Source organism: Sutcliffiella tianshenii, from assembly GCF_016908565.1.
Classification (GTDB): Bacteria; Bacillota; Bacilli; order Bacillales; family Bacillaceae_I; genus Sutcliffiella_A; species Sutcliffiella_A tianshenii.
Map to the genome: position 1 here is coordinate 519,838 of NZ_JAFBED010000002.1, position 22,942 is coordinate 542,779.

22 protein-coding genes are annotated in these 22,942 nt (G+C 41.8%); 4 read left to right on the forward strand and 18 right to left on the reverse strand.

Annotated features, from left to right (window positions below; genetic code table 11):
• Positions 1 to 83 precede the first annotated feature (83 nt).
• Positions 84 to 332: a DNA alkylation repair protein gene (locus tag JOC95_RS21375; protein ID WP_224840580.1), complete on the forward strand. Its 249-nt coding sequence runs from the start codon at positions 84 to 86 to the stop codon at positions 330 to 332.
• Positions 333 to 357: 25 nt separating this feature from the next.
• Here JOC95_RS21375 and JOC95_RS06120 read toward each other — a convergent pair whose 3' ends face one another.
• Positions 358 to 1,179 (reverse strand): alpha/beta fold hydrolase, encoded by an 822-nt coding sequence (locus tag JOC95_RS06120; RefSeq protein ID WP_204414415.1) that lies wholly within the window; start codon positions 1,177 to 1,179, stop codon positions 358 to 360.
• A gap of 173 nt (positions 1,180 to 1,352) precedes the next feature.
• On the opposite strand from JOC95_RS06120, the gene JOC95_RS06125 reads away from it, so the two are divergent.
• Positions 1,353 to 2,102 (forward strand): DUF4397 domain-containing protein, encoded by a 750-nt coding sequence (locus JOC95_RS06125; RefSeq protein ID WP_204414417.1) that lies wholly within the window; start codon positions 1,353 to 1,355, stop codon positions 2,100 to 2,102.
• A 48-nt stretch (positions 2,103 to 2,150) separates the two neighbouring features.
• Here the strand turns inward: JOC95_RS06125 and JOC95_RS06130 are convergent, their stop codons facing one another.
• The 4 genes from JOC95_RS06130 to JOC95_RS06145 all read right to left on the reverse strand — a co-directional run bounded on the left by JOC95_RS06130 (position 2,151) and on the right by JOC95_RS06145 (position 4,144).
• Positions 2,151 to 2,285, reverse strand: coding sequence for a YjcZ family sporulation protein (locus tag JOC95_RS06130; RefSeq protein ID WP_204414424.1), 135 nt, complete (start codon positions 2,283 to 2,285; stop codon positions 2,151 to 2,153).
• Positions 2,286 to 2,326: 41 nt separating this feature from the next.
• Positions 2,327 to 2,419: a YjcZ family sporulation protein gene (locus JOC95_RS06135; protein WP_239582717.1), complete on the reverse strand. Its 93-nt coding sequence runs from the start codon at positions 2,417 to 2,419 to the stop codon at positions 2,327 to 2,329.
• Between the two features lie 190 nt (positions 2,420 to 2,609).
• A complete protein-coding gene (locus JOC95_RS06140; RefSeq protein ID WP_204414427.1) occupies positions 2,610 to 3,188 on the reverse strand; it encodes a YpmS family protein in 579 nt (192 codons plus the stop codon).
• Positions 3,189 to 3,214: 26 nt separating this feature from the next.
• On the reverse strand, positions 3,215 to 4,144 hold the full coding sequence (locus tag JOC95_RS06145; protein ID WP_204414428.1) for an SGNH/GDSL hydrolase family protein: 930 nt from the start codon (positions 4,142 to 4,144) through the stop codon (positions 3,215 to 3,217).
• A 234-nt stretch (positions 4,145 to 4,378) separates the two neighbouring features.
• On the opposite strand from JOC95_RS06145, the gene JOC95_RS06150 reads away from it, so the two are divergent.
• On the forward strand, positions 4,379 to 4,525 hold the full coding sequence (locus JOC95_RS06150; RefSeq protein WP_204414429.1) for a hypothetical protein: 147 nt from the start codon (positions 4,379 to 4,381) through the stop codon (positions 4,523 to 4,525).
• 50 nt (positions 4,526 to 4,575) lie between these two features.
• Here JOC95_RS06150 and JOC95_RS06155 read toward each other — a convergent pair whose 3' ends face one another.
• The 13 genes from JOC95_RS06155 to JOC95_RS06215 all read right to left on the reverse strand — a co-directional run bounded on the left by JOC95_RS06155 (position 4,576) and on the right by JOC95_RS06215 (position 22,552).
• Positions 4,576 to 5,154 (reverse strand): SCO family protein, encoded by a 579-nt coding sequence (locus JOC95_RS06155; RefSeq protein ID WP_204414706.1) that lies wholly within the window; start codon positions 5,152 to 5,154, stop codon positions 4,576 to 4,578.
• Between the two features lie 148 nt (positions 5,155 to 5,302).
• The gene (locus tag JOC95_RS06160; RefSeq protein WP_204414430.1) at positions 5,303 to 8,095 is read right to left on the reverse strand and encodes a VWA domain-containing protein; all 2,793 of its coding nucleotides are present in this window, start codon (positions 8,093 to 8,095) and stop codon (positions 5,303 to 5,305) included.
• Positions 8,079 to 9,878: a vWA domain-containing protein gene (locus JOC95_RS06165; protein ID WP_204414431.1), complete on the reverse strand. Its 1,800-nt coding sequence runs from the start codon at positions 9,876 to 9,878 to the stop codon at positions 8,079 to 8,081. Before JOC95_RS06165 ends, JOC95_RS06160 begins: the two co-directional genes overlap by 17 nt.
• A 5-nt stretch (positions 9,879 to 9,883) precedes the next feature.
• Positions 9,884 to 10,747 carry a DUF58 domain-containing protein gene (locus JOC95_RS06170; RefSeq protein ID WP_204414432.1) on the reverse strand — a complete coding sequence of 288 codons (864 nt, stop codon included), beginning with the start codon at positions 10,745 to 10,747 and terminating at the stop codon, positions 9,884 to 9,886.
• 6 nt (positions 10,748 to 10,753) lie between these two features.
• Positions 10,754 to 11,761 carry an AAA family ATPase gene (locus JOC95_RS06175; RefSeq protein WP_204414433.1) on the reverse strand — a complete coding sequence of 336 codons (1,008 nt, stop codon included), beginning with the start codon at positions 11,759 to 11,761 and terminating at the stop codon, positions 10,754 to 10,756.
• Entirely contained in the window at positions 11,762 to 13,327 is a 1,566-nt protein-coding gene (locus tag JOC95_RS06180) for a hypothetical protein (RefSeq protein WP_204414435.1), read from the reverse strand.
• Positions 13,317 to 14,186, reverse strand: coding sequence for an ABC transporter permease (locus JOC95_RS06185; RefSeq protein WP_204414437.1), 870 nt, complete (start codon positions 14,184 to 14,186; stop codon positions 13,317 to 13,319). Before JOC95_RS06185 ends, JOC95_RS06180 begins: the two co-directional genes overlap by 11 nt.
• Positions 14,187 to 15,119 carry an ABC transporter ATP-binding protein gene (locus JOC95_RS06190; protein ID WP_204414439.1) on the reverse strand — a complete coding sequence of 311 codons (933 nt, stop codon included), beginning with the start codon at positions 15,117 to 15,119 and terminating at the stop codon, positions 14,187 to 14,189.
• The gene (locus JOC95_RS06195) at positions 15,116 to 17,560 is read right to left on the reverse strand and encodes a hypothetical protein (protein ID WP_204414441.1); all 2,445 of its coding nucleotides are present in this window, start codon (positions 17,558 to 17,560) and stop codon (positions 15,116 to 15,118) included. The genes JOC95_RS06190 and JOC95_RS06195 overlap by 4 nt, the downstream gene beginning before the upstream one ends.
• A gap of 182 nt (positions 17,561 to 17,742) precedes the next feature.
• Positions 17,743 to 18,882, reverse strand: a complete 1,140-nt coding sequence (locus JOC95_RS06200) for a Ger(x)C family spore germination protein (protein WP_204414443.1) — start codon at positions 18,880 to 18,882, stop codon at positions 17,743 to 17,745.
• Positions 18,879 to 19,988, reverse strand: coding sequence for a GerAB/ArcD/ProY family transporter (locus JOC95_RS06205; RefSeq protein ID WP_204414446.1), 1,110 nt, complete (start codon positions 19,986 to 19,988; stop codon positions 18,879 to 18,881). Before JOC95_RS06205 ends, JOC95_RS06200 begins: the two co-directional genes overlap by 4 nt.
• A gap of 11 nt (positions 19,989 to 19,999) precedes the next feature.
• Positions 20,000 to 21,475 carry a spore germination protein gene (locus tag JOC95_RS06210; RefSeq protein ID WP_204414448.1) on the reverse strand — a complete coding sequence of 492 codons (1,476 nt, stop codon included), beginning with the start codon at positions 21,473 to 21,475 and terminating at the stop codon, positions 20,000 to 20,002.
• A 102-nt stretch (positions 21,476 to 21,577) separates the two neighbouring features.
• Positions 21,578 to 22,552 carry a nucleoside hydrolase gene (locus tag JOC95_RS06215; protein ID WP_204414449.1) on the reverse strand — a complete coding sequence of 325 codons (975 nt, stop codon included), beginning with the start codon at positions 22,550 to 22,552 and terminating at the stop codon, positions 21,578 to 21,580.
• A 122-nt stretch (positions 22,553 to 22,674) separates the two neighbouring features.
• Here JOC95_RS06215 and JOC95_RS06220 point away from each other — a divergent pair, with 122 nt between their 5' ends.
• On the forward strand, positions 22,675 to 22,941 hold the full coding sequence (locus JOC95_RS06220; RefSeq protein ID WP_204414450.1) for a hypothetical protein: 267 nt from the start codon (positions 22,675 to 22,677) through the stop codon (positions 22,939 to 22,941).
• Position 22,942: the final 1 nt, after the last annotated feature.

Genomic DNA, 22,942 nt, shown 5'->3' on the forward strand with positions numbered 1-22,942 from the left:
ATAAGGGTGGTTCCCTTCTCTTATTTTATTGTATATTTTCCTGCAAATAGAAAAAAATAACGAAAAGGAGTTGAGCCTGATTTATGACATCACCTTATTTATGCCCAAATTGTAAAACGAACAGATCACGCTTTAATATAATTGAACAAGTGCCAAAATCGGTTAAACTTGATCCTCATTCTGGAGAAGTGCTGAACGAATTCTCTTCCGAAACTTTGGACGCTTTTCACATTCCTTACAAAGGACCATCCTACAAAGTCCAATGTGCCACTTGCGGACTGATTGAAGAGGAAAGATCATTCATTAAAAGGGCAGAATATCAAAAAGGGTAAAAGGCCGTCGCCTTCTACCCTTTTTTCAATTATGATTGTTACGTCTATGTTTATCCACATATCCCAAAAATCCGATAATCGCATCCAATAATTCATTGGGCTCCTCAATCATGCTCATATGACCGGATTTCTCCATCAATGTTCGATGAATATGAGGTCCTTCCGTTATAAAAGTCTTCTCAGGCTGTATGATTTTGTCCCCTTTTCCTGCAACCAGCAGTATTGGACAATTCAATTCCTTTATTATATGTTCCCTGTTTTCCCTGTTTTTCATCGCATGCAGGGCACCTTGGGCTCCATTCACCCTCGTATTGAATCCAAGCTTTTTGACAAACTCCACTTCATTTGTCATTTCCTCCAGATTTTCTTCTGCAAAAAGCTTGACGGAAAGTTCTTCGATGAATCCTTTCATGCCTTCTTCATTGATACGTTCTATCGCTTTATCTCTACCCTCTTTAGCTTCTGCACTGTCCTCTGCTCCGGTAGAATGGATCAATCCAAAAGCTTCTACCACAGAAGGAGTATTTTCTGCCAAAGCCAGGGTGACATAACCACCCAATGAATGGCCAAGAACTGTAGCTTTTTCTATTTCCAGCTGCTCCAGGAGTTGAGCGATATCCTGAGCCATATCATCAATCGTGAAAGGTTCCTCTGATACTGCAGATTTCCCATGGCCCCGCAGGTCGATCGCAATGACCCTGTAATAGGAGGAAAGCTCTTCCATGATATATTTCCAATACGCATGTGTACCGCAAAAGCCGTGCAATAGAACGACAGGCTTACCTACACCTTTATCTTCATAATATAAAGAAATATCATTGTGGATCGTGCTTTCATATTCAGCCATGGTTTTTTGCTCCTTTTTTTATGAAATAGAGAAAAAGTTCCTATCATTAATTTACCACATTTTTCTTCCACGTAAACTATCTACTCGTTTTGCAGGTTAGAATAAAAAATAGACAAGTTCACAAGTTATCCAGCATATCTTTTTACCGTCAGGACTTATCCGGAGGTGGAAATATGCCATTTGAATCAAATCCCGATTCCTATACAAAGGCAACAAGATATCAGCTACTTGCAGATTATTATAAATATTCAGATCCCGCCAAACATATTTACTTTTACCAAAAACATTACCAACATCTGTACAGTTGGATTCAACAACAGTCAATAAGGAATGTTTCTGACCACATCATTTCAAAGGTACGGGTATTACACGGTGCTCCAAAAACAAGCACCATTGATGTATATATAAACAAAGAGCTGATCTTAAGTGGCTTACGTTATAAAAATAGCAGCGAATATCTCGAAATCCCGGCAGGTTCCTATCAGGTCGAAATTACAGTCACCGATAAAGCCTCCCAAATTTTGAGCTCGTCCATCATCGAGGTGGCACAAGGAATCCCATATACACTTGCAGCATTGAATGCCAATGGAAAAACAACCATCCTACTAATCAATGACAATGAACAGGTACCTCCAGGTGAAACAAAAGTCCGTTTTCTGCATCTATCCCCGACTACACCAAAAGTCGATATAGCCGTCAAGAAAGGAGATATCATCTTTTCAGATCTGGAATATCGAAATGTAACTGACTACTTAGGTTTGACACCGATGACAGTCGATTTTGAGATAAGGCTTTCTGGAACAAAGGATGTATTGATGTCCATAAATAGGGTCAATGTGAAGCCCGATCTGGCATACACCATTGCGGTGGTCGGCCTATTGGGGGAAACACCCAAAATGGAGGCCATCTTCCTGGTTCCATAAAAATAGAAATGCCCAGTCGGAGAACTGGGCATTTCATCATTTAGGCTATCAGCACCAAGCACATCCTACGATGATCAAAAGAATGAATAATACTACGATTAACACGAAAGAACTGCCATATCCAGGGTAACCTGCACCAGCAACTTGACCGTAACCGTAAGGGTTGCAACCACACCAACTCATAGCTGTCACCTCCTCTACATATCATCAACGCCTGCAGCGATTTAGAATTTTAACGCTCCTGCACCTACAATTACCAATAAGATAAACAGAACAACAATCAATGCAAATCCTGTTCCATATCCAGGACCACCCATGCTGTACACCTCCCCCTCTTTCCTAATACTTAATGTATTCATCCAGAGTCCAAAGGGAAAGGCTGATGCCCAGTTCCAAAAAAAATTAGGTATCCCCCCATTTTGAAATTCTGTGAGTTCTTTACAACAAAAAAGAAGGCAGGAACATGATCACTGTTCCTGCCTTCTTCAGGCTGTCAAAAGCTCCAAATTAATCTTCAACCGGTACTAGAAGTCTAAATTCAATATCATCCTTTTCAAGATCGAACTTTGTGAATTCGACCTTTGCGTCACTGCGAAGCTCCAATTCCTGCAATGATACATAAATGCTCTGTTCCTCAGGCAATATGCTTACCCATGAAGGAAGCGGATAGTTATCCCCCACATATTTGAGGACCATGGAAACGGGTACTTGCAATCTGCCTATGGACATTGAATCCTGCTTAAGATTCACGTCCCCATTTTCTTGCACTTGTGGAATGAACGTCATGGTAAGGGGGATATCCCTTTCAAAAACGGTCATTTCCCCTCTGAGTTCCACCCTGTCAGTAAGCTTCACTTCATAATTCAACGGTCGCTTCGTCTCTTTTTCCAAGTAATAAGCTACAAGCTGGTTAAGATCTTGTTTATCGGATTGAATATTAAAGGAAACGCGCTGCCTATCATCCGCTTTTTCTTCGTTTAATCTGAGCAGATTGGAATGCTTGGGAAGCAGAACAAGCACGACTACCATGCCGGCAATCAGAATATTGATTATAAGTAAGGAAAAAAATGCAACTTTCCAATTCATCACTCTCTTCACCATGATTTTCTATTCTACTCCCTTTCTTGCAGCACATTTTCATCGGTCAGCACTTCTTCATTGTATTCTATCACTTGATTTACAATCTCCGTACCTATTAATTGATACCCTTTTTCATTCGGATGAAACTGGTCATCGTCCAGCAAATTTACATCCGTATCGATGAAAAGATCCTGGATGGGGACAAAAACTGTTTTTGGATGATTTTCCAATACGGATATGGTGGTTTCATTCCAATTGGTGACCACCTCATTCATTTCCGGAATTTCTTTGAAGAATTCATAAAAAGGATTAAAAAGTCCAACAATGTAGATGGTGCTATCCGGATTGTTTTTTCTTACCTCTGAAATGACAGTTTCAAGTCTTTCTGCATATTCCTCTTGTTCCCTCTCAAATAACTCGAAATTCAGATCAAGGAAATTTTCCCTGATCACCTTCATCAAATCATTTCCTCCAACGGTCATAAAGATAACATCAGCACTTTTAAGGGATTCCTGCACTTCTGGCTGCTTCAATCTTTTTAATAGGTGGTTGGTCCTGTTACCCCTAACCCCGAGATTTGTGATGGATACTTCATCTATATAGGATTTGCTCAAATAATGCTCTTTCACAAAAGGAGTAAAACCTCCCTTGCCAGTACTATCACCTACACCTTGCGTCAATGAATCCCCAAAGAACACTAGCTGGAAGGAGCGATCAAAAAAGTCATCCGATACTTCTTGTTTTTCCTCCAAAATAGTCTGTTTCTGCTTGTTTTCGGCTTGGTCTTCTTTATTAAAGAAGAATCCTCCCTCGAAAAATTCTTTTTCTTCCTGGCTTTCGCGTCTTTCTTTTACTTTTTCAAGCACAATACTTGAAGAATTTTGTGCACTGCAACCAGGCATACTAATAGTACCGACTATGAAAAGGCCCACTAGGCCAACAATGGTCAATTTTTTATTCATTACACATTCTCCTCCAGTAAGTGAACCTGCTTCGCACGGATCACCCACTTGATTGAAAGTAAGTAACCCTATCTAAGATTCATGCACTTATGGGTCTATAGCAGATAGGTATATGTTCACAATTATATACCCTTAAAGTGGATACAGTATATTTTTTATACCATACTACCACTCTTTTTTCAAAAACCTGATGTTAAACACTTTAATACTATATTAAATGAAAGGAAGAGACAGATGGATCATAAAAATGAAAATTTGAAGGAAAAGGAAATTCTTGCTTGTAATGAAGAGGTTTCAAAGGAGCTATTTTCAAAGGAATTACATGTTATTGTGACAGATGGCGTCAAGGCAAGTATGGAACAGGAGTCAGATCATAACTAGAAGATGTGTAATTGTCCGGCAAAACAGGAGCTTTTGCCGGACATTCCAGATTATTTTTTTTGAAGGATTTTCACATGCTCCAGGATTTCCTCAAATGGAACATCCAGCCCATCGTAACTTTTTACAATGGTTCCCTCCTTATCGATCAGGTAGATGCTTGTACCATGGACAACCTCTCCACCATTTTTAGGTTTTGCAACGATGGTCTTGAAATTCTCCGGTCCGAAGGTTTCAATCTCCTCCTGGGAATAGCCGGTCAAAAAATTCCACTTAGAATAATCAGCCTCGAATTGATTGCCGAACTCCTTTAACTTTTCAGGTGTGTCCACTTCTGGATCTACCGAAAATGATAGAAAATGAACGTCCAGCCCTTCTTTCTCGGACATTCGTTGCAATTTGGCAAGATTGGCCGTAATAGGTGAACATACAGTCGTACAGCTTGTGAAAATTAATGAGGCAATAGTAATATCACCTTTAATATCTTCGAGGGAAAAGGCATTTCCATCTTGATTAGTATAAAAGAAGTCCCCCAATGGCCGGTCTGTTGCGTCCGGTATCCCTTCCTTCTCAGAAGTTCCGCATGCTGCCAATAGTAATGTCATAGCAAGGAATATACTTAATAATTTCATTCTCTTTCTCAAACAACTCACCTTTTTTCATGAAAACTTTTTCTATGTCAAATATTATCACTAAATGCCAGGTGTTAAAAGAAGCATGCATCCAAGTTCATAAAATCAACATATTTCGGTGATCACAGAAAAAGGCTAACCCCAGGGGTTAACCTTTTCTTTTTCGATTTTTGGCTTTTAGTAGCTGTGCCAAGCGATCTTCATTATTGGTAGCGGTTGTGCTTTTTTCAGTCGATGGAGGGTCCTCTTTTTTAGTTACCTTCGCCGGTTCACTGGAAACAGGATTTTCTTTTCTGATTTCCTGTGTAAGGATGATAGGCTTCGGTTTCGCAATGCTCGTTTCTTTTACTTTAATGGAAGGCAGTCTCTTTTCTTTCTTTTCAACAGGCTTCCTCATAGGAACGACCTTGCGTTTAAGATAAAAGAAAGGTGAAAGACCGAACCTTCTGATAAAGATCTCCAAGAGGAGTAGGAAAAAAGCAAGGATGACGAATGGGATCCAAACGGACTGACTTTGATAAAGGTTCTTATGCCAAGGTCTGAATGCCTCGTTTGGTTCCTCCAAAACCTTTCCATTATTGAGGGAAGTTAGTTTTGTAATCAGCTCCTGATTGACAGGCTTTTGTTCAAATTCTGTGGAGTATGGAACCACCATGCCGGTGGAATAGGTATTCACCGTTTTTCCTTGTTCTCCCTGGCTGATATTCAGGAAATAGATTTCAGGCAGAGCGGGAAATTCTACTTCATACTGCCCAGGTCCTATTAATTTACTTTTGGCATTTTCAATTATTTCACCCTTGTTGTTCGATACACTGATACTTAGGGGCAGTAGCTTATTTTCAGAAGCCTCCACTTTTACGGTGGCCTTTCCACCTGCTATATTTGTCTGAATATCATAATTTCCTTTTTCATAGGATGGCAAGGACCATGTGACGATATCATTCCAGAAACCTGTCCATTCGTTCCAAGTCGGGAAACTTCCGCTCCAAGCACCGGATACATCAGATGTCCAGGCAACCGTCCTTCCCAAACCGTAGTTCATACGAGCAAGGATTGGATCATCTTTCTCACTGCTGATGATCTGGTCTGCCCTCGATTTAAGCGTTGTAGCAATATAGCTGTTGATCGACGGAGTACCTGCAGAAAAACGTGTGGACCAGTCATAGCCTGATGTTACAAACGGTACATGAGGGTTATCCTCAATATAGGTTTTCGTTGTCAAAGCAGTCTCACGTGACAGGATGCTGGGTACAGAACTTGCCTCGTATACTTCATAGAATCTTCCGGTCCCGTAACCTGCAAGCTCCTCAAGGAGATTAAGGTCGGCATCCGCCCCGATGGCAACGGTGGAGAGAGTTACATTATGTTGAAGTCCCTCCTCGATCAGTTCTTCGTAAGCACCATCCTGGGATTGACCATCTGTAAGCAGTATAATATGCTTCCTTTTTAAATCAAGGTCGTTTAACTGTTCATAAGCCAGGCTTAAAGAAGGAAAAATATCTGTACCACCACCAAGTGCAGTGGAACGAATCGTCTCGATTACTTCCTTCTTATCCTTGATAGGCTGTGTTTCAACCACAGACCAAGGTTCTGTATCAAATGCTATAAATCCGAAGGTGTCATCCTCCCTTAACAATTCAACAGACCTTGCAGCCGCTTCTTTAGCCAACTCGAATTTTTCGCCCATCATACTGCCTGAGCGGTCAAGCACTATGATGAGGCCAAGGGATGGAATTTCCTTTTTACCTTTGACATCCATGTCTACAGGCAGGATCCTTTCAATCGGAGTCTGGAAATAGCCACCCAATCCGTATGATTCCTCACCACCGGTCATGACAAATCCCACGCCGAAGTCTCTTACTGCCGTCTCGATCAAGTTCATCTGATTTTCACTTAAATGATGCCCCGAAATATTGTGGAAAAGGATGCTTTCATATGCAAGGAATCCTGCCAGATTGGTTGGCAATAGCTCCGGTTGGATCCTATCCACCCTCCAGCCGCTTGCAGTCAGTGCCTGAAAGACATTCTCCCCTTGTGCATCCTGATCTACCAGGAGCACTTTCGGTTGCCCGTTGACAGTGGTGATTGAATGGGATAGATTGTTTTCCACAATTTTATCATCCTTAGGGATAATTTCCGCCTTAAAGGAATAAAGTCCCGGCTCTTTTAAAGGCGCTTGATAGGAATAGTAATTCATCCCTTTGGCTACGGCGATTTCCTCTTGGATGATCATTTCCTTGTTCTGTGTTATCTGCAGTGTAGCAGTCGTATCAAAATTGGATTCCAGTGACACCTGGAAAGGAACCGCCTCCCCTTGAAAACCATTTTGAGGAGTAGTAAATGATTCAATTGAAACGTCCTGGACATTTGGAGGCTGAAAGGCCTTTACATCAAATTCGATGTTGCCCGATGAGAGAAGCTCCGCCTGTCTGAGAATGTCTCCGTTCGTTTCCACGCCATCTGTCAATAGAACGATCCTACCCTTGGAGTTTTCCGGAAGGTAGCTTGAAGCTAGCTTGATGCCCTCCTCCAGATTGGTGAAGTTTGTTTCTTCATTTACAGAAACGTCATTCACTTCATTTTTTTCTCTAGAAAATGAGCGTTCAAGCTTTGCATTCTCAGCTACGGTCATAAGGGCATAGGAATCTTGATCCACTTTTGAATCTATCGAACGGTTTACAAAGTCCAGCATTTCCCCTTCCATACGTTTGACACTATCTGACTGGTCCAGTACAAATACCGTATGTATCCCCTTAACCGGTGAGAGTAAATAAGGAACAACCAAACCAAGGATTATTAGAAAATAAATCATGCTTCTAAGGGTAAAAATGACAAGATCCTTGCTCTTTTTCTGTTTCTTTTTACGCCAGAATAAATAAAGGCTGATGATGACAGGTATCAGGAATATGAGCATGAGAGGATGTTCAATTTGTAACCGCACGTCTATATACCTCCCATTCCACTAGCAGTACAAGCAAGCCTAATATAAGGAATATATAGGTAATATCATATTTAGAAATTCCTTCCTCTACCTTGGATGCCTTTGATGAAGACAGGGAAAAACTTTCTTCAGTACTTATAGATTTTTCCTCATCGTCAAGCATGACTGTAAGGAATTTTTCTGTAGTATCACTGCTCTTCACTTCTATTAATCTATACAGGACCGGTTTATGGGGAAGCTGCAGATTCTGATCAAAATCCTCGTATTGAACGACTGTCTCGCCTGTAGCGTTAGATATTTCCACCGAACTGATGTCTGATGGTGGAATATATTCAAGCCAGTCCCCTGGTGAAAAATAGCCCAGAAGTTCCTGTCCAGCAGTCAGATGCTCGATTGCATTATATAAAAACAAGGGAAAACCGGGATGCAAAGGCCAGTCGCTGGCATCGAGTTCAAATGTCTGGATGATGATGGGATAGCCATCATGCACTCCTTCAAGCAGTAATGGTACATTTCCCTTATTTGCCAAAACCTCTAACCCGTCTATTGGAGTGGAATAGGCCGACTGGACAAACACTTTATCAATTTCCACCAAATTTAATAGCGGATGATTCTGGTCAAAACTTATTTCACCTTTCAGTTCCACTTTTTGCTCGGGGGATTGTGCCATCGGCAGAAAAATGTACTTCGGTCCCTTTGGCCATTCTTCCATTGGTATGCCTTTGATAAAGTGAACACCTTCCTGGTCTGGAACTGGAGATTTGGAAGTAAGATGAACCACTTGAGAACTGGCAATCTCCAAGGCCTTTCTTGCAAAAGGATGCACATTTTCGTGAACATATACAGTGGATTCACTTTCATCCAAAAGAAAAGCATGCTGTTCATTATCCAATACGTAATGTTTGTCACCACTGATTTTCGCATGATAAATCTTTGCTTCTGATAAGTTTTCCAAATAAATGGTTTTCGTTTCATCTGGCTCTATTCGTTCTGTCATTTCCACTAATTTTTCGTCTTCTCCATACACTTCCAATACGACCTCTTTTGGTTCCTTGCTCTCATTTTTTATGGTTGCTACACCTATTACCTTTTCATCATTCCTACTGACACCGAAGGTCATAAGGGAGAGATTAGGAAGCTCCCCGCCTAAATTATGAGCTGCAAATGTGGTATTTTCATGGAATAAAAGGTCTGTACTTTTTGAAAGATTATCTGAAAACACATGAATCTGTCCCTGCTCCTCCCCTATCAAGCTCTTTGCCAACTCGATGGAATCGGTAAGATTTGCCGTTGAATAGGAAGGCTTCAAAGCTTCCAGGTGTCTTCTTATTTCGTTTTTTGAGGTTTTGCGCTCTTCCATCACCAAAGGTGTATCGTTAGCAACAATGATCGTCACAGCCTGATCACTAAGTTGTTCCAATGTGTCGAGGGCTTCCCTTTTCGCAAGTTCAAACCTGGTATTCTCTTCATCTGCCAAAGCTGTCATGCTTGCGGATGTGTCAAAAATAAAGACGAAATGATCTCCTTCCATTCCTTTTTTCTCTAAATACGGCTGCACGAGAGAAAAAATGAGAAAGAGAAGTGCCAATAATTGCAAATATAATAGAATATGATGTTGAAGCTTTTTCCACCAAGCCTGCGCCTCGAATTCATTCATCCATTCCTGCCATAAAAGCACAGAAGGAATGGGTCTCTTTTCATACTGCTTTCTGAAAAAATACAAAAGGATGACAAAGAGCAGAAAAGAAGTGAGTGTAAAATAAAGTGGTGCTGAAAATCCCATCTATATCACCTAATCCAACCTAATGAGGTCATTCTTTTAAAGAGAATATCTTCGACGTTTTCCTTTGTGCTGCATGTCAGATAGGAAATGCCCCTATCAAAACAGAAGCTTTCAAGGGCTTCCATCCTGTTTTTCATTCTCAGCTTATATTGGTTCTTTGTATAATCGGATATCGTTACGTTGACCTCCTGGTTTGTTTCACTGTCCACCAGCATATAATCCCCTTCCAAGCTTGGATCCAACTCCTCCTGGTCCAGCACCTGTATGAGGTAGATCTCCTGTCTATTGGCCTGTATCAACTTGAGGACATGGAATATGGATTCCAATGGCTCCATCAGGTCACTGATCACAATGGAAATACTGCATTTTCTTTGCACATAGCCTGCTACGGCTTCTGAAAAGAGGGAGTTGGATTCTTTTGGGCTGAGGTCTTCCACGTATTGCATCATTTGAAAAAGGTTTGCTTTCCCCTTCCGGTATAGATAAGGAGACTGCTCGCCATGTACACCGATCACTGAAACCCTATCATCCTGGCAAAGACCTAAATACGCAAAAGAGGCGGCAAGTGTTTTGGCCAATCTCCATTTTTCAGGTGCAATGGACATGCTATATGTGCAATCCAAATAAATGGAAGCAATGAGTTCCTGTTCGTCTAAATATCTCTTAATATAGTGCTTTTGTGTTCTGGCATAGATATTCCAATCCACCTGGCGCAGATCATCTCCCTGTTGATACATCCTATAGTCGGAAAAATCGTGGGAAGCGCCAAATCTCTTTGATTTCCTGGTGCCTTTGTGCCAGCTTCTTTTCAGTTTGCTTGCCTGAAGGGAATAGGACTGGAGCTGCTTTGTAATTGATCCATTTAACATATGGTTTTACCTGTCATTTGAACGTTTATCCATGTGGCTGATCACGTCTTCCAATATGCTGTCCTCTTTCACCCCTGAAGCTTCCCCTTCAAAATTCAAGAACAGGCGATGACGCAATACCGGGAAAACGGCATGCTTGATATCCCCCTTGGAGATATGAAAACGCCCAGAACAAAACGCCCTTGCTTTTGCCACTTTGATCAAACTTTGGATACCACGGGGCCCTACGCCATAGCGGACATATTTCTTGACCATCTCACTTGCATTTTCATCTGCCGGATGTGTAGCCATGATAAGATTCACCGTATAGTCCAATAGTTCTTTTGATACCAGGATCTCTTTCACGGCCTCCTGGATCTTCTGCATTTTGCCTGTATCGAGCAATTTACTTACCTTATAGGAAGAGGTACCTGTCGTCCTGTTGATAATTTCATAGAGTTCCTCTTTTTTCGGATAATCCATATTGATTTTCAATAGGAATCGGTCCATCTGTGCTTCCGGTAATGGATAGGTCCCTTCCATATCAATAGGGTTCTGGGTAGCCAGCACGAAGAATGGGGAGGCAACCTTACGGGTTTCCCCCATGATGGTGACAGTCTTTTCTGCCATCGCCTCAAGCAATGAACTCTGGGTTTTTGGTGTGGCACGGTTGATTTCATCAGCCAGGACGATATTGGAAAAGATGGGACCTTCGTGGAAAACGAAGGATTGCTTCCCGGTATCATGGATTTCAATCATTTTTGTACCAGTAATATCTGATGGCATGAGATCCGGGGTAAACTGAATCCTCGAAAACCGGAAATCCAGGACCTCTGAAATGGTCCTGATCAACATCGTCTTACCAACACCAGGCATCCCTTCAAGCAATGCGTGACCGTCTGATACCATCGCCCAAAGCAGTTGCTGGATGACCTCTTCCTGTCCGACAATCACTTTACCTATTTCCTTCTGAATTTCTGACAATGAATCTTGAAAATACTTTAATTCCTTCTCTTTCTCTTCCAAACTTATCACTTAATTGACTCCCTTCGGATCCATTTCGCTAAAATATTGTTTGACGATATCTTCGAGCCTTGATGGCAGATTCATGCGTTCCAAGGATTCCCGATAGCTCTTTTCATAGGAAGAATACACTTCATCGTAATTACGGACCTCGCCCTTTAAAACAGGGGAGTCCTCTGCGTCCTCAAAATTGGAGTTTCCGTCCCCTGTTGGTCCTGAATCCGTTTCCGTCCTGCTTTCACCGGCAATATAGGACGGGACAGTAAGCGTCTGACCTCCAGCGCCGGTACCTGGTGCGGTTCCGCCGCCGCCACTTCCACTCCCGCTTCCACTCCCTTGACCCTGGCCTTGACCTTGACCTTGGCCTTGACCTTGACCCTGGCCTTGACCCTGGCCTTGGCCTTGACCCTGACCTTGGCCTTGACCTTGACCTTGACCCTGACCCTGGCCTTGACCCTGCTGCCCTTGGGCTGTCTGGGTGGAAGGAGTGTTTTGCTTGGAATTAGATAGTGTGAGCTTAGTTGGGTTCATTCCAGCCTGTGACATTTTGGCATATTGATTTGTCGCTGCAGATTGCAGGGAACTTTGCAGGCTTTCAAGCTGCTCCATGGAGGCAGCGTCCTGCAGAAGCTGCTCTAGCTGTTCCATTAATGCTGCCAGTTCTTCAGCGGATAATTGCTCCAAGTCAGTTTTCTCTTTATCGAGGAGGTTCTCAGCCAATTGCTTCAGTTCTTCTTTTTCCTCTTCGGTAAGATTATCACTGTTCTTCTTCAGCTCGTTCAGTCTTTTTTGGAGTTCTTCGTCCTTACCGTTCAATGCAAGGTTAGCCAATGAATTCTCTGGACTGTTCTTTGCAAGCTCCTTTAATTTTTGTTCTTTTTCCTTTAATTCCTTCAGTTTTTCATTAAGTTCGTTTTCTCTTTTCATCAGTTCCTTTAAGAGTTCATTTGGATCATCTGATTTTTCAAGGTCTTTTAATTTTTCCAGATCATCTTTTATACCTTGTTTGTCTTTATCTTTTTCCGTCGATTTTTTCAACTCTTCTTTCGTTTCCTCGATAATTTCCTTCTCTTTCTCGACTGCTTCCGCTTCCAGCATTTTTGCATTCGGCAACACAATCAGCAGGATCGCCAAACAAATTGTCACCATGGACGTTACCAGGACTTTCCCATAGAAATGCTTCAGCTTGATATCCTTTATCTCCCTTTCATGTTGCCTGAGATGCTGCAGAGCTTCTTTTCGTTGTAACTCTGCCAGGAATGATGATTCTTTGGCAAAATCCAGTGTGGTGACAAGCCTATCCTCTTTCAATATCTGATCGGAAAACTTGGCTGCATCATAGTTGGACGGCCTTTTTCTCCAATAAAAGAATAAGGAAATGAAGAACACAATGCCTCCAAGGATCAATGCTTTTTCAATCATATATGGTGTGACAACAATCCTCCCGATCAAAACGATGAGGAGAAATGCGCAGGAACCGAAGAGCCAGGACAGCTGTGCCTGCCTGGAGAGCCTTTGGATCCGCAGCTTTTTTCGAATGGAACGAAGAAAAACGATAAGTTGTTCTTTATCCTTCATTTTTTCCCTTCCCTTTACGAGGCTTCATATTTGGACGCAGCTTCCGAATGCTCAATATGACCAGCCCGATAGATATAATGATATAAGATAGAATGAACCCGAGTCCCAAAGATGTTTCCATACCGGTAATACGCTGAAATTCCATTTCAAAACCCGGTTCGAAAGCGAGCATCAATAGTACAAAAGGATTCAGCATCGCGATAAAGTAAGGTGCCGGATTGACCAGCGGCCCTCCACCAGCACCGCCAAATGAAAGGAAACTCATTAAGAACATGGTGATTACAGCTGTCCCTGCTGCAAAAAAGAAAGCTACCCCATATGTGCAGACCATGGCAACGATCGTTTTTCTGATGAAGGTCGAGAAAAAGACCCCGATGCTGCCTAGCGTGATCATGGAAAGCAGATAGATTCCAAACGTCATGAACAACAGTTTTGGAGAGATTCCTCCAAAGAGAAACACGATACTATAAAGCGGCAGGCTAGATAAAACAATCAGCAATAAAAAAGACAAGGACGATGCAAGCTTGCTTACGATTATGCTTGTAGAGGACTGTTGTGTCGTCAGAAGTATATTCAAGGTCTGCTTTTCCCTTTCGCTGCTGATGATGCCTGCTGTAAGGCCTGGTGTCATGAAGAAAATTAGAGCAAGCTGTACAAAAGCCAAAATCATGAACATATTCTTACTGTTTTCGGGGCGGAACATCCCCATCGAGCTGTATCGCGTTTCCATATAGATGAAAAACAATGCGATCAAACCCAGTACCGCTAAATAAAAGAATATCCCCAAAAAGCTTTTAAAGCTTCGAAACCGTAATTTGAACTCTTTGTTCAACATGGGGTTGATCAGTTGTGACCTCATTTATTCCACACCCTTTGTTATTTCTAAGAAGATGTCTTCCAAATTGGATTCTTCCTGACTGAAGCTTAGGATCATGATGCCCTTTCCAAGTGCATTTTTCAAAAGTTCCACCTGTTCCGCGTCCGACCCTTCAAAGGAGAAGGAGAGGAGGTTTTCCTTTTGTTCATTGACCTGGATATTTGACACAGAAGGACAATCTTCAAAAAATCGGATTGCTCCCTCCATATTTCCTGTCACGAGGACCTTTAACACCTTGTTTGCCTGAAGCTGCTGATGGATTTGCTCCACCCGGCCTGTCGCCACAAGCTTCCCTCCATTGATGACACCGATTTCATCACACATTTCGGCAAGCTCCGGGAGGATATGTGAGGAAATCATGATGGTTTTACCCATATGCTTCAGTTCCCTTAATATCTCCCTCATTTCGATCCTTGCTCTCGGATCGAGTCCGGATGCCGGTTCATCCAAAATAAGTACCTCTGGATCATGGATCAGTGCCCTGGCAAGGCAAAGTCTTTGCTTCATCCCACGGGATAGCACATCAACATATGCATCCTTTTTATCTGTCAAATTCACAAGCTCCAATAACTGAGGGATCAGTTTCTGTCTTTCCTCATATGGGATACCGTAGCTTGCTCCATAAAAGTCAAGATATTCATCTGCCCGGAATTGATCATATACACCGAAGAAATCCGGCATATAGCCAATGAATTTTCGTACCATTTTTGGATTCTCGCATACATCATACCCATTAACATAAGCAGTTCCGCTTGTAGGAGCCAAAAGGGTGGAGAGGATCGAGAAAGTAGTCGACTTGCCCGCTCCATTATGTCCCACGAACCCGAATACTGTTCCCTTCTCCACCTTGAGGTTCAATGAATCCAAAGCTGTAAATTTGCCGTACTTTTTTGTAAGATTGACTGTTTCTATCATTGACTTAACTCTCCCTCTAGCTCGATTCCCGGTATTTCCAATTGTTCTTCAAAATTCACCGGGGCCTTAATGACTAGATCTATGCCGTTTTGATTTGAAATTAAATCCTTTACCTCTTCTTCAATCGTTATACTGCTTTTGTTTTCCAAAGAGATAAGCTCCCCTGTTTTCTGGTTTTTGATGAAATACTCAAGATTTCCGTCCCTTGTCTTCAGCTTAAGCTTCAGTTTAGTGAAGCTATCCCTATCCTTTGAGATCATTTCTGGCAACTGATAGGAGATTGTATAGCTTCCATCACTCACATGGATGAATGGTTCACCGTAATCCAGGCCGTTATGGAATATGTTTCCTGACTCTCCTTCAGTTATCGCTATTTTCGGACTGAACTGCTCTTCAGAAAAGCTGAAGCTTCCAGATCCGTCATTATTGATCGTTACTGGGATTGCCACCAAATGCAAGGAATGGTTATTTGATTTTTTCCCATTAACTTTCGTTCCTAATAGATCTTGCGTAATATACCCTACAATTATTGGCTGATCTGTTTCAGAAAAGACATTTTTTCTGTTCAGTAGCATATCGAGCATTTGAAATTGCTTGTAAGATTGAAGTTCTGATTTTTCAATCTGCATAGGACCACCCTGTTGATACATGCTGTTGCTGAAATCCGGGAAAGCATTGGTTAATGCCGCATAATTGGGAGATGCAAGTACATTCGCTATATTTCCTTTCGGTATGTCAAATTCTATTTGCTTTGCTTCGCCTGCCTTGATACTACCAAGTTTTTGGGCGTATCTTCCTGAAAGGAGGTAGGCGTCCTGCAATTCATAAGTTAATCCGTTTTGGATATTCCCAACCACTTTACCGTCTTTTACGGTCAACTCGTAGTCCCATGCCCCAAGTTCCACATTATTGACATTTCCCACACTTGTTCTAATGGACCAGTATTCCACATCGTTGAATGTAATATCGGTTCCATTTCCGCCTGCCTGCAAATAAGCATAATTTTTCATAAGATCGATATTATCGTTATAGCCATAGGTCACCGGGAAGAAATCTGTCTGTTCATGCTCCGTTTCAACACGGTATTTGCCGCCACTGTTTGTCAGGATGGATGCCACGCCGAAGCCAGAAGCGTATTTTGTTTCCCCATTCAATACAAGGATGCTTGATTCATTGATTTGAGTGCCTGCAATCCTATCCTTTGCACCTATTCCGAATACCGCTACACTGGTAAATACCGCAATGCCAGGGATGATCCACCATGCATGTTCCCTTTTATCGGTTTTCTTTAAAATAAAATAAAGAACAGGTATCAAAATGATGAGATAGAGTACAAATGCTCCTATCAACAATGGAACGGATACAATTGAACCTGGGAAAGTTTCACCTATTGCGCTTAGCTGATGCGATATCTCTTCAAGAAGCGGTGCCTTGTATGTTGCAACATTTTTAGTGGATGCCTTTTGCATGATACTGTTCCACCATGTTCCTACACCATCCCACCCGCTCCACGCAGCATTTGATAGACTGCTTGTTACCTGGGTGACGGTACCTGCTCCAAAAGTCTTCAATACCGTTAATGGTGTTTCGCCCTCTTTTACAAGTACCTTAACATCGTCATATTTCATCTCCCCGGTATAGACAGGAAGATTGGGAAATGTGCTTTCACTGTTAAGGGCTGTTATATTTGTTTCTTTGATTGGATCAATTAATAGAAGATCTGTCAGTTCCCCAAAATCCTGTGCCATGCTTATTTTGGAGTCATAGACGATGGACCCTCCATTGGTGACCCATTCTTTTAAAGCTTTTTGCTGTGCTGAAGTTAAAGTAGATATAGGAAAGTCGTGTATAAGGATGACATCGAACATTTCAAGGCCGAATGATTCTGTCGGGATATGTTCCTGTTTGATGTTCAGTAACTCCATCGCTTCATTTTGATATTTTACAAGCTTCATATAATTGACTGCGTCATGATTATTGCTTAGAACACCCAATATCAGGCGGTTATCGGCCATGAAGCGGGGCTTGGCATTTGCATTGCCACTCAATTTCACTTCCTTGCCATTTTCCACGCCGCCTTCATAGAAGCTTATTGTATCAGTGGGGTTTCCGTTATACCCGTAGGAATACTGGTCTGTACTGCCTTTGACCGAAAGATCGATGACCTTCGAGCCGCCAGATTCCAGTTCCACCGGTATGACATAGCTTCCTGCCATGTTATATGTAGGACTTGTGAATATGACTAAGTCGCCTTTTACGGCATCACCATTATTTTTCATCTCGATTTTAACGGGATGTCCTTTGCCCATTTGGACTTTATTGTCCACCCCATATTCGATTTTCACTTCCAGCTTTGCTTCTGCACTTGGCATTCCCGGAAGTAGAACAAAACAGAATATTAATAAGACAATGATTTTTTTGAAATTCTCCACTTTTCTCAAGTTGCTTCCCCCTATTGATCATAAAAACTTTTCTCTTTACATCCTTGATATTTCCATTTTAAAGCAGTTCTGGCAGGATAACTATATCTTTGACGAAATGGGTCGTAAAAAGTTTCAAACATTTCCAAAATTTTTTAATAACCATAACTTTTCAACCAAAAAAAGAGAGCAAGCGCTGCTCTCTAATCCATGACTCCTGTACGCAATATTTTGGTTTTCACTTCGATATTAAAAGTAGCTCCTGGATAGATTCCCTGCCATTTATCCCTTGAAAACTTCTCATATCCGACCTTTGATCTGTAGTAGTTGCCAAAGCCGATTGGATCTACCCCAAGACTTTGAAACTCCGCTATAATCTTTTCCATTTTTCTCTCCATCACTTTACTGATTGCCTTTTCCAAAACTATCAAGGCTTTTGGGTTTCCAAGATCATAATCCTCTGAAATTTCCTGCATTCTTGTAACCACATCCACCTTTATACTATATTCATTTGCTTTTGCATCCTCGAGCTTTATATCCACTGAACTCTCCAGATGATCTAGTGAAACAAACAGGTTTTCAGCTTTATTTTGTACCTGCTCCCTCTTTTTGATGTGATTCCCCATATCATTTTTCGGGAGTGAAATTTCGATTGTTCCCGCTCTGTACGGGTCCAGTAGGAGCTTCAGATAGAAGGACTTATCTGTATCGATTGATCCTTGCATCTTGTCATCTTTGAATAGTGCAAGACCCTTTATACGCAGCGTATCATCTGAAAAATCGAGCAAAGGCAGTACAGGATCCCTTCCTTCACTATAGTAGCATTGCATAAATTCATGAAGGGTCGGCGAAACAAGTGATTCAGCTTCCACATTCTGGCTGATTAAATCGTATAAATATGTACCAACATTCGTAATTTCCTCAGATTGCTGGGAGTTGTGAATCAATTCATAAGCTGAATTTTCCGCAACTGATAAATAAACCATGGTTCCTACTTCTGAATCTCTGGAGAGTGTATCGATATATGCAATAATCCCTTCCTTCGCCAGTTCTTCTCCGTAGATGGCGATCCTTAATTGACCTGATACCAGTTTCCTGCTTGATGATAGGTTTTCCTTCTGACGGATCCCCTTACTTGTATTAGAAAGAGTGGAAACCATCTTGGAATCATTCGTATGGAGCGGATCGAATTCATAGTATACGATGGTACCCCTAAGCAATTCATCCTCTTTGTCATAGCCCATGGCAGTCACCAAGCCCAATTCTTCAAGAGGTTTTTGTTGAAGGCAGCCACCCAAGAAGATGGAACAGGCCAATATGCTTATCAGTTTAAATTGCTTCATCCCGTCCTCCTCCTTGCCAGTACCCGATTGCGTATAAATACAATTGAAAATAAAATCGCAGTATAGACAAAAACAATACTAAAACCATAAAGTCCGACTGCATCAATGTATTCATTATTTTCAACTCTCCTATTGAAGATCGACGTCAACCCAATCAATACTGCCGCACATCCCACCACAATCTTTCTTTGCTTCATTTTTGTAATCTTTTTCAGTCCTCTGCTTGCCGCCCACATCATGAATAGGATGTTAGGCAAGATGATGACCAACCACATGGAAACCGCAAAAAATTCAAAGCACTCCAGGTTGGGAAATTGAATGATTTTAAACATGGAGAGTGTTGCCCAGATTGTCTTTTCAAGCTGTTCACCACTGTAGTATCCAATGGACACGATCATTAATAGAAGAATTTGTAAAAAAGTGAAGAGGACACCAGCTTGGGCATAGAAATGCACTTTCTCCTTATTCCATATAAAGGGATAGATGAAGAAAAGGATTTCAAGCCCCAATACAGTAAATGATGATTTATAAGCCCCCTTCATTATTTCCTTGGGAGAGGCCTCCATCACTGGTAGGAAATTGGTCCAATCCATAAACCGGATGGGCTCATATATCAAAAGCAGCAGCCAGATGGCTAAAAAGAAAGTGATAAAGCTCACTCCCACAATGGTGCGCACTCCCCCAAAAACACCATATATAGTCAAAAAGAGCAAAAACGATGAAATGACCCAGGTCTTCATATCAGGGAAGATCCATGCCTGGACAATCTCCGTATAACCGAGGATGATTGCCAATAACCCGGCCAATAAATACGTGATATAAAGGATGTTCATCATGTTTCCAAACAACTTGCCGAATAGGGATACATGGATGTCGTATAGATCCTTATCTTTAAATGAGCGTAAAATATAGCACATGGCAGCAATGGTGAGAGCCATTCCTATATAACTGAAGATCAGGGAGATCCATGCATCCTGCTTGGCCTCAAAGAATAAAATTCTTTCTACCCCTGCAATCCCCACCCCTGTCTGGTTCGTGTGCACAACAAAGAAGATTAAAAATGCTTGCACCAGAAATTGTTTTTTTACCTTTGTGGGAGTGTTCATCCTTGACCACCCTATTCATCAATATCTTTGGAGTATTTTCCGTTAAAGGAGAAGAAACCTCTTTTATCTGGATTGGTTTTCATCATTTCTACAGGAATTCTTAATACGGTATTTTTCACCCTTTTTAAATCAAGCGGGTACACCGGCCTTAAATATGGTTTTCCCGCACTCGAAAGCCTTAATAGATGAATCAGAATGAAGCATAGTCCGATTGCTATCCCCACTCCGCCCCATAGACCTCCTAGGATCAAGATCGGGAATCTCGTGATTCTGATTGCAGTACCCATTAAATAACTTGGGGCAGTAAAAGACCCAAGCGCACTGAGTGCAACGACGATAATGAGGATATTACTTGTAAATCCAGCTTCCACAGCAGCTTGTCCTAGTACAATCCCGCCTACGATACCCATTGTTTGACCAACCTTCGTCGGCAGTCTTGCGCCAGCCTCCCTTAAAAGTTCGATCATGATCTCCAGCAAGAATGCTTCCAATATCGGCGAAAACGGCACCTTGGAACGGGACTCACCCAAAGAAACAATCAATGTCGATGGTATCATTTCATAATGGTATGTAATGATTGCCACATAGGCAGGAGTCAATAGTATAGACAAGAACATCGTCAGGTAGCGGAGAGATCGAATAAAGCTCCCCATATTCCAACGCATATATACATCTTCCGTGGATTCAAAAAAATTGAAAAGAGTAGCCGGTCCCAATAGCACCATCGGGCTTCTATCCACAAAAACAGCAATCATTCCTCTTTCAAGGCTATAGGTAACACGGTCAGGGAGCTCTGTCTGCAGATATTGAGGGAAAACGGAATAACTGTTGTCTTCTATCAGTTGGGCCAATACGGAAGTGTCCAGGATTTCCTTCACTTCAAGTTTCGTAATTTTATCTTCTATGTATGCCACCGATTCATCATCAGCAATCCCTTTTATATATACCAACCGGATCTCTGTCTCATTCCTTTTTCCAACTGTCAGCTTCCTTGTGCAAAGATCGTCAAGAAGGATATTCTGGCGTACGATACTGATATTCGTGCTCAGTGACTCCGTGAAGGAAATCTTCGGACCGAACACAAGCGATTCCGTCTCCGCCTTCTCTAAACCGCGTTCGACCTTCTTGGCGACATTGGCCAAGATCCCTGTTTCACCATGATTGGAGAAAATATAAACATATCCGTCCAATATATTCTTGATTGCAACTTCGCCATCTTCTGTAAGTATTGTATCTGTCACCAAAAGTTTGTATCTGAGTTCGCTCATTTCTGAATTGAAACATGCAAGATTTCCTATAATCGGTGAGAGTATGAACTGACTAAGCGTTGAATCATCAACTAAATTCTTCATATATATAAACAATAATGTTGATTCCTTTACCGGCAACTCATAAAAATACAGATCTGGACTATGATGAAGCTTTTCTTTGAAATAATCCTTTATCTCCTCTTTGCCAAGCCTTGACAGGGAAGCATAAGAATCCATCAGTTACATCCTTTCCGGCAAACTTCTATATGGATAGGATAGCCAGAACGATAAAGAATATGAAAAAAGTCATCTCCTATTCATTAAGAGGTGACTTTTCGCCTAAGAGATCAATTCAGTTGTCAGCACTTCCACTACGCGACTAATAAACTTGGAATAGTCAAACTCTACCGCTATCCGATGGACAGGTTTCTCCGAAAGCTGGACAAAATCCCGGAAGTCACCAACCGTCTGTCCGAAAGCATTTCCAGATGCCGTTACTACACTGACGGGTTTTTTTACATATTTGATATGCTGCTCATTGAATACTGCCCATAATGTTATGACGTCATGCAGTGGTGCGCCAGTTATGGTAGGTATCTGGGACTTATAGAACTGCCAGTAATAGTCCATCATCGGCTTGATGATCTGACCAAGCTTGTTGTTTGCCTCCTTATTCACCTGGTCGATGTAATTGACCATGTCATATGTCAGTATTGCCTGTTGTGTGACATTCAATGGAAAGATGGTCAAGTCTTCTGCAAAATTGAATACAATATTTGCTGCATATGGATCACCAAAAATATTTGCCTCTGCGACTGGTGTCACATTACCGGGAAAATTGAATGCCCCACCCATGATAAATATTTTCTTAACTTTTGCAACCGTTTCGGGATATAGAATAAAAGAAGTAGCCAATGAAGTGAGCCTGCCCACACATACTATAGTCAGCTCTCCATCATACTTTTCGATGATGTCATATATTTGATGAAAGTTTTCGAAAATATTCTCTTCCCCTTCAGGGATAAATTCCGAAAGTGGGACAAAGCCTCCAAATCCTTCAGGTCCATGGACTTCCGGATAATAGATCGGCGGCACACCAATCAACGAGCGTTCCGCACCCCCTATTAGCGGGACATCATCTCTTCCGGTGACTTCCTGCAAATATTTAGCGTTACGGATAGCCGTCCTCTTCTGGACATTTCCGTACTCGGCAACCACTCCCACAATTTCTACGTTGATTTCATTGTACGCATATATGATTGCCATAATATCATCTATTCCAAAATCTGCAAATAACAGGATTTTTCTGGTCACCAAAATATCCTCCTTTTTCTGAGTTAATAGGTGATATCGGATATAGCTAGTCAAACGTACAAGCAACACATTCAAACGCGGAATAGTCTATTATGTAATCTAATCGATAGGAGGATGAAGAGATGTCACAGTTTTATCAACAGTGTCAACGTTACCATGGGCAAGTTGTCACGATCAGATGCAGGGACGGCTCAAGTCATTGTGGAAGGATCATGAGGGTGTCACCAAGCCATGTATATATCCAGCCCAATAGAAGAGGAGGCCTTCATGGCTTCGGAATGGGCTTTTATCCTGGATATGGCGGTTATCCCGGATATGGATACAACCCGGTAGCTGTTCCACTTGCTTTTGTTACTGGAATTGTATTGGGCGGACTACTATTCTGGTAAT

What these genes read in the sequence shown, in the direction of transcription:
- JOC95_RS21375 (WP_224840580.1), top strand. Translation starts at nt 84, where the DNA reads ATGACATCACCTTATTTATGCCCAAATTGTAAAACGAACAGATCACGC.
- JOC95_RS06120 (WP_204414415.1), bottom strand. Translation starts at nt 1,179, where the DNA reads ATGGCTGAATATGAAAGCACGATCCACAATGATATTTCTTTATATTAT.
- JOC95_RS06125 (WP_204414417.1), top strand. Translation starts at nt 1,353, where the DNA reads ATGCCATTTGAATCAAATCCCGATTCCTATACAAAGGCAACAAGATAT.
- JOC95_RS06130 (WP_204414424.1), bottom strand. Translation starts at nt 2,285, where the DNA reads ATGAGTTGGTGTGGTTGCAACCCTTACGGTTACGGTCAAGTTGCTGGT.
- JOC95_RS06135 (WP_239582717.1), bottom strand. Translation starts at nt 2,419, where the DNA reads ATGGGTGGTCCTGGATATGGAACAGGATTTGCATTGATTGTTGTTCTG.
- JOC95_RS06140 (WP_204414427.1), bottom strand. Translation starts at nt 3,188, where the DNA reads ATGAATTGGAAAGTTGCATTTTTTTCCTTACTTATAATCAATATTCTG.
- JOC95_RS06145 (WP_204414428.1), bottom strand. Translation starts at nt 4,144, where the DNA reads ATGAATAAAAAATTGACCATTGTTGGCCTAGTGGGCCTTTTCATAGTC.
- JOC95_RS06150 (WP_204414429.1), top strand. Translation starts at nt 4,379, where the DNA reads ATGGATCATAAAAATGAAAATTTGAAGGAAAAGGAAATTCTTGCTTGT.
- JOC95_RS06155 (WP_204414706.1), bottom strand. Translation starts at nt 5,154, where the DNA reads ATGAAATTATTAAGTATATTCCTTGCTATGACATTACTATTGGCAGCA.
- JOC95_RS06165 (WP_204414431.1), bottom strand. Translation starts at nt 9,878, where the DNA reads ATGGGATTTTCAGCACCACTTTATTTTACACTCACTTCTTTTCTGCTC.
- JOC95_RS06170 (WP_204414432.1), bottom strand. Translation starts at nt 10,747, where the DNA reads ATGTTAAATGGATCAATTACAAAGCAGCTCCAGTCCTATTCCCTTCAG.
- JOC95_RS06180 (WP_204414435.1), bottom strand. Translation starts at nt 13,327, where the DNA reads ATGAAGGATAAAGAACAACTTATCGTTTTTCTTCGTTCCATTCGAAAA.
- JOC95_RS06185 (WP_204414437.1), bottom strand. Translation starts at nt 14,186, where the DNA reads ATGAGGTCACAACTGATCAACCCCATGTTGAACAAAGAGTTCAAATTA.
- JOC95_RS06190 (WP_204414439.1), bottom strand. Translation starts at nt 15,119, where the DNA reads ATGATAGAAACAGTCAATCTTACAAAAAAGTACGGCAAATTTACAGCT.
- JOC95_RS06200 (WP_204414443.1), bottom strand. Translation starts at nt 18,882, where the DNA reads ATGAAGCAATTTAAACTGATAAGCATATTGGCCTGTTCCATCTTCTTG.
- JOC95_RS06205 (WP_204414446.1), bottom strand. Translation starts at nt 19,988, where the DNA reads ATGAACACTCCCACAAAGGTAAAAAAACAATTTCTGGTGCAAGCATTT.
- JOC95_RS06210 (WP_204414448.1), bottom strand. Translation starts at nt 21,475, where the DNA reads ATGGATTCTTATGCTTCCCTGTCAAGGCTTGGCAAAGAGGAGATAAAG.
- JOC95_RS06220 (WP_204414450.1), top strand. Translation starts at nt 22,675, where the DNA reads ATGTCACAGTTTTATCAACAGTGTCAACGTTACCATGGGCAAGTTGTC.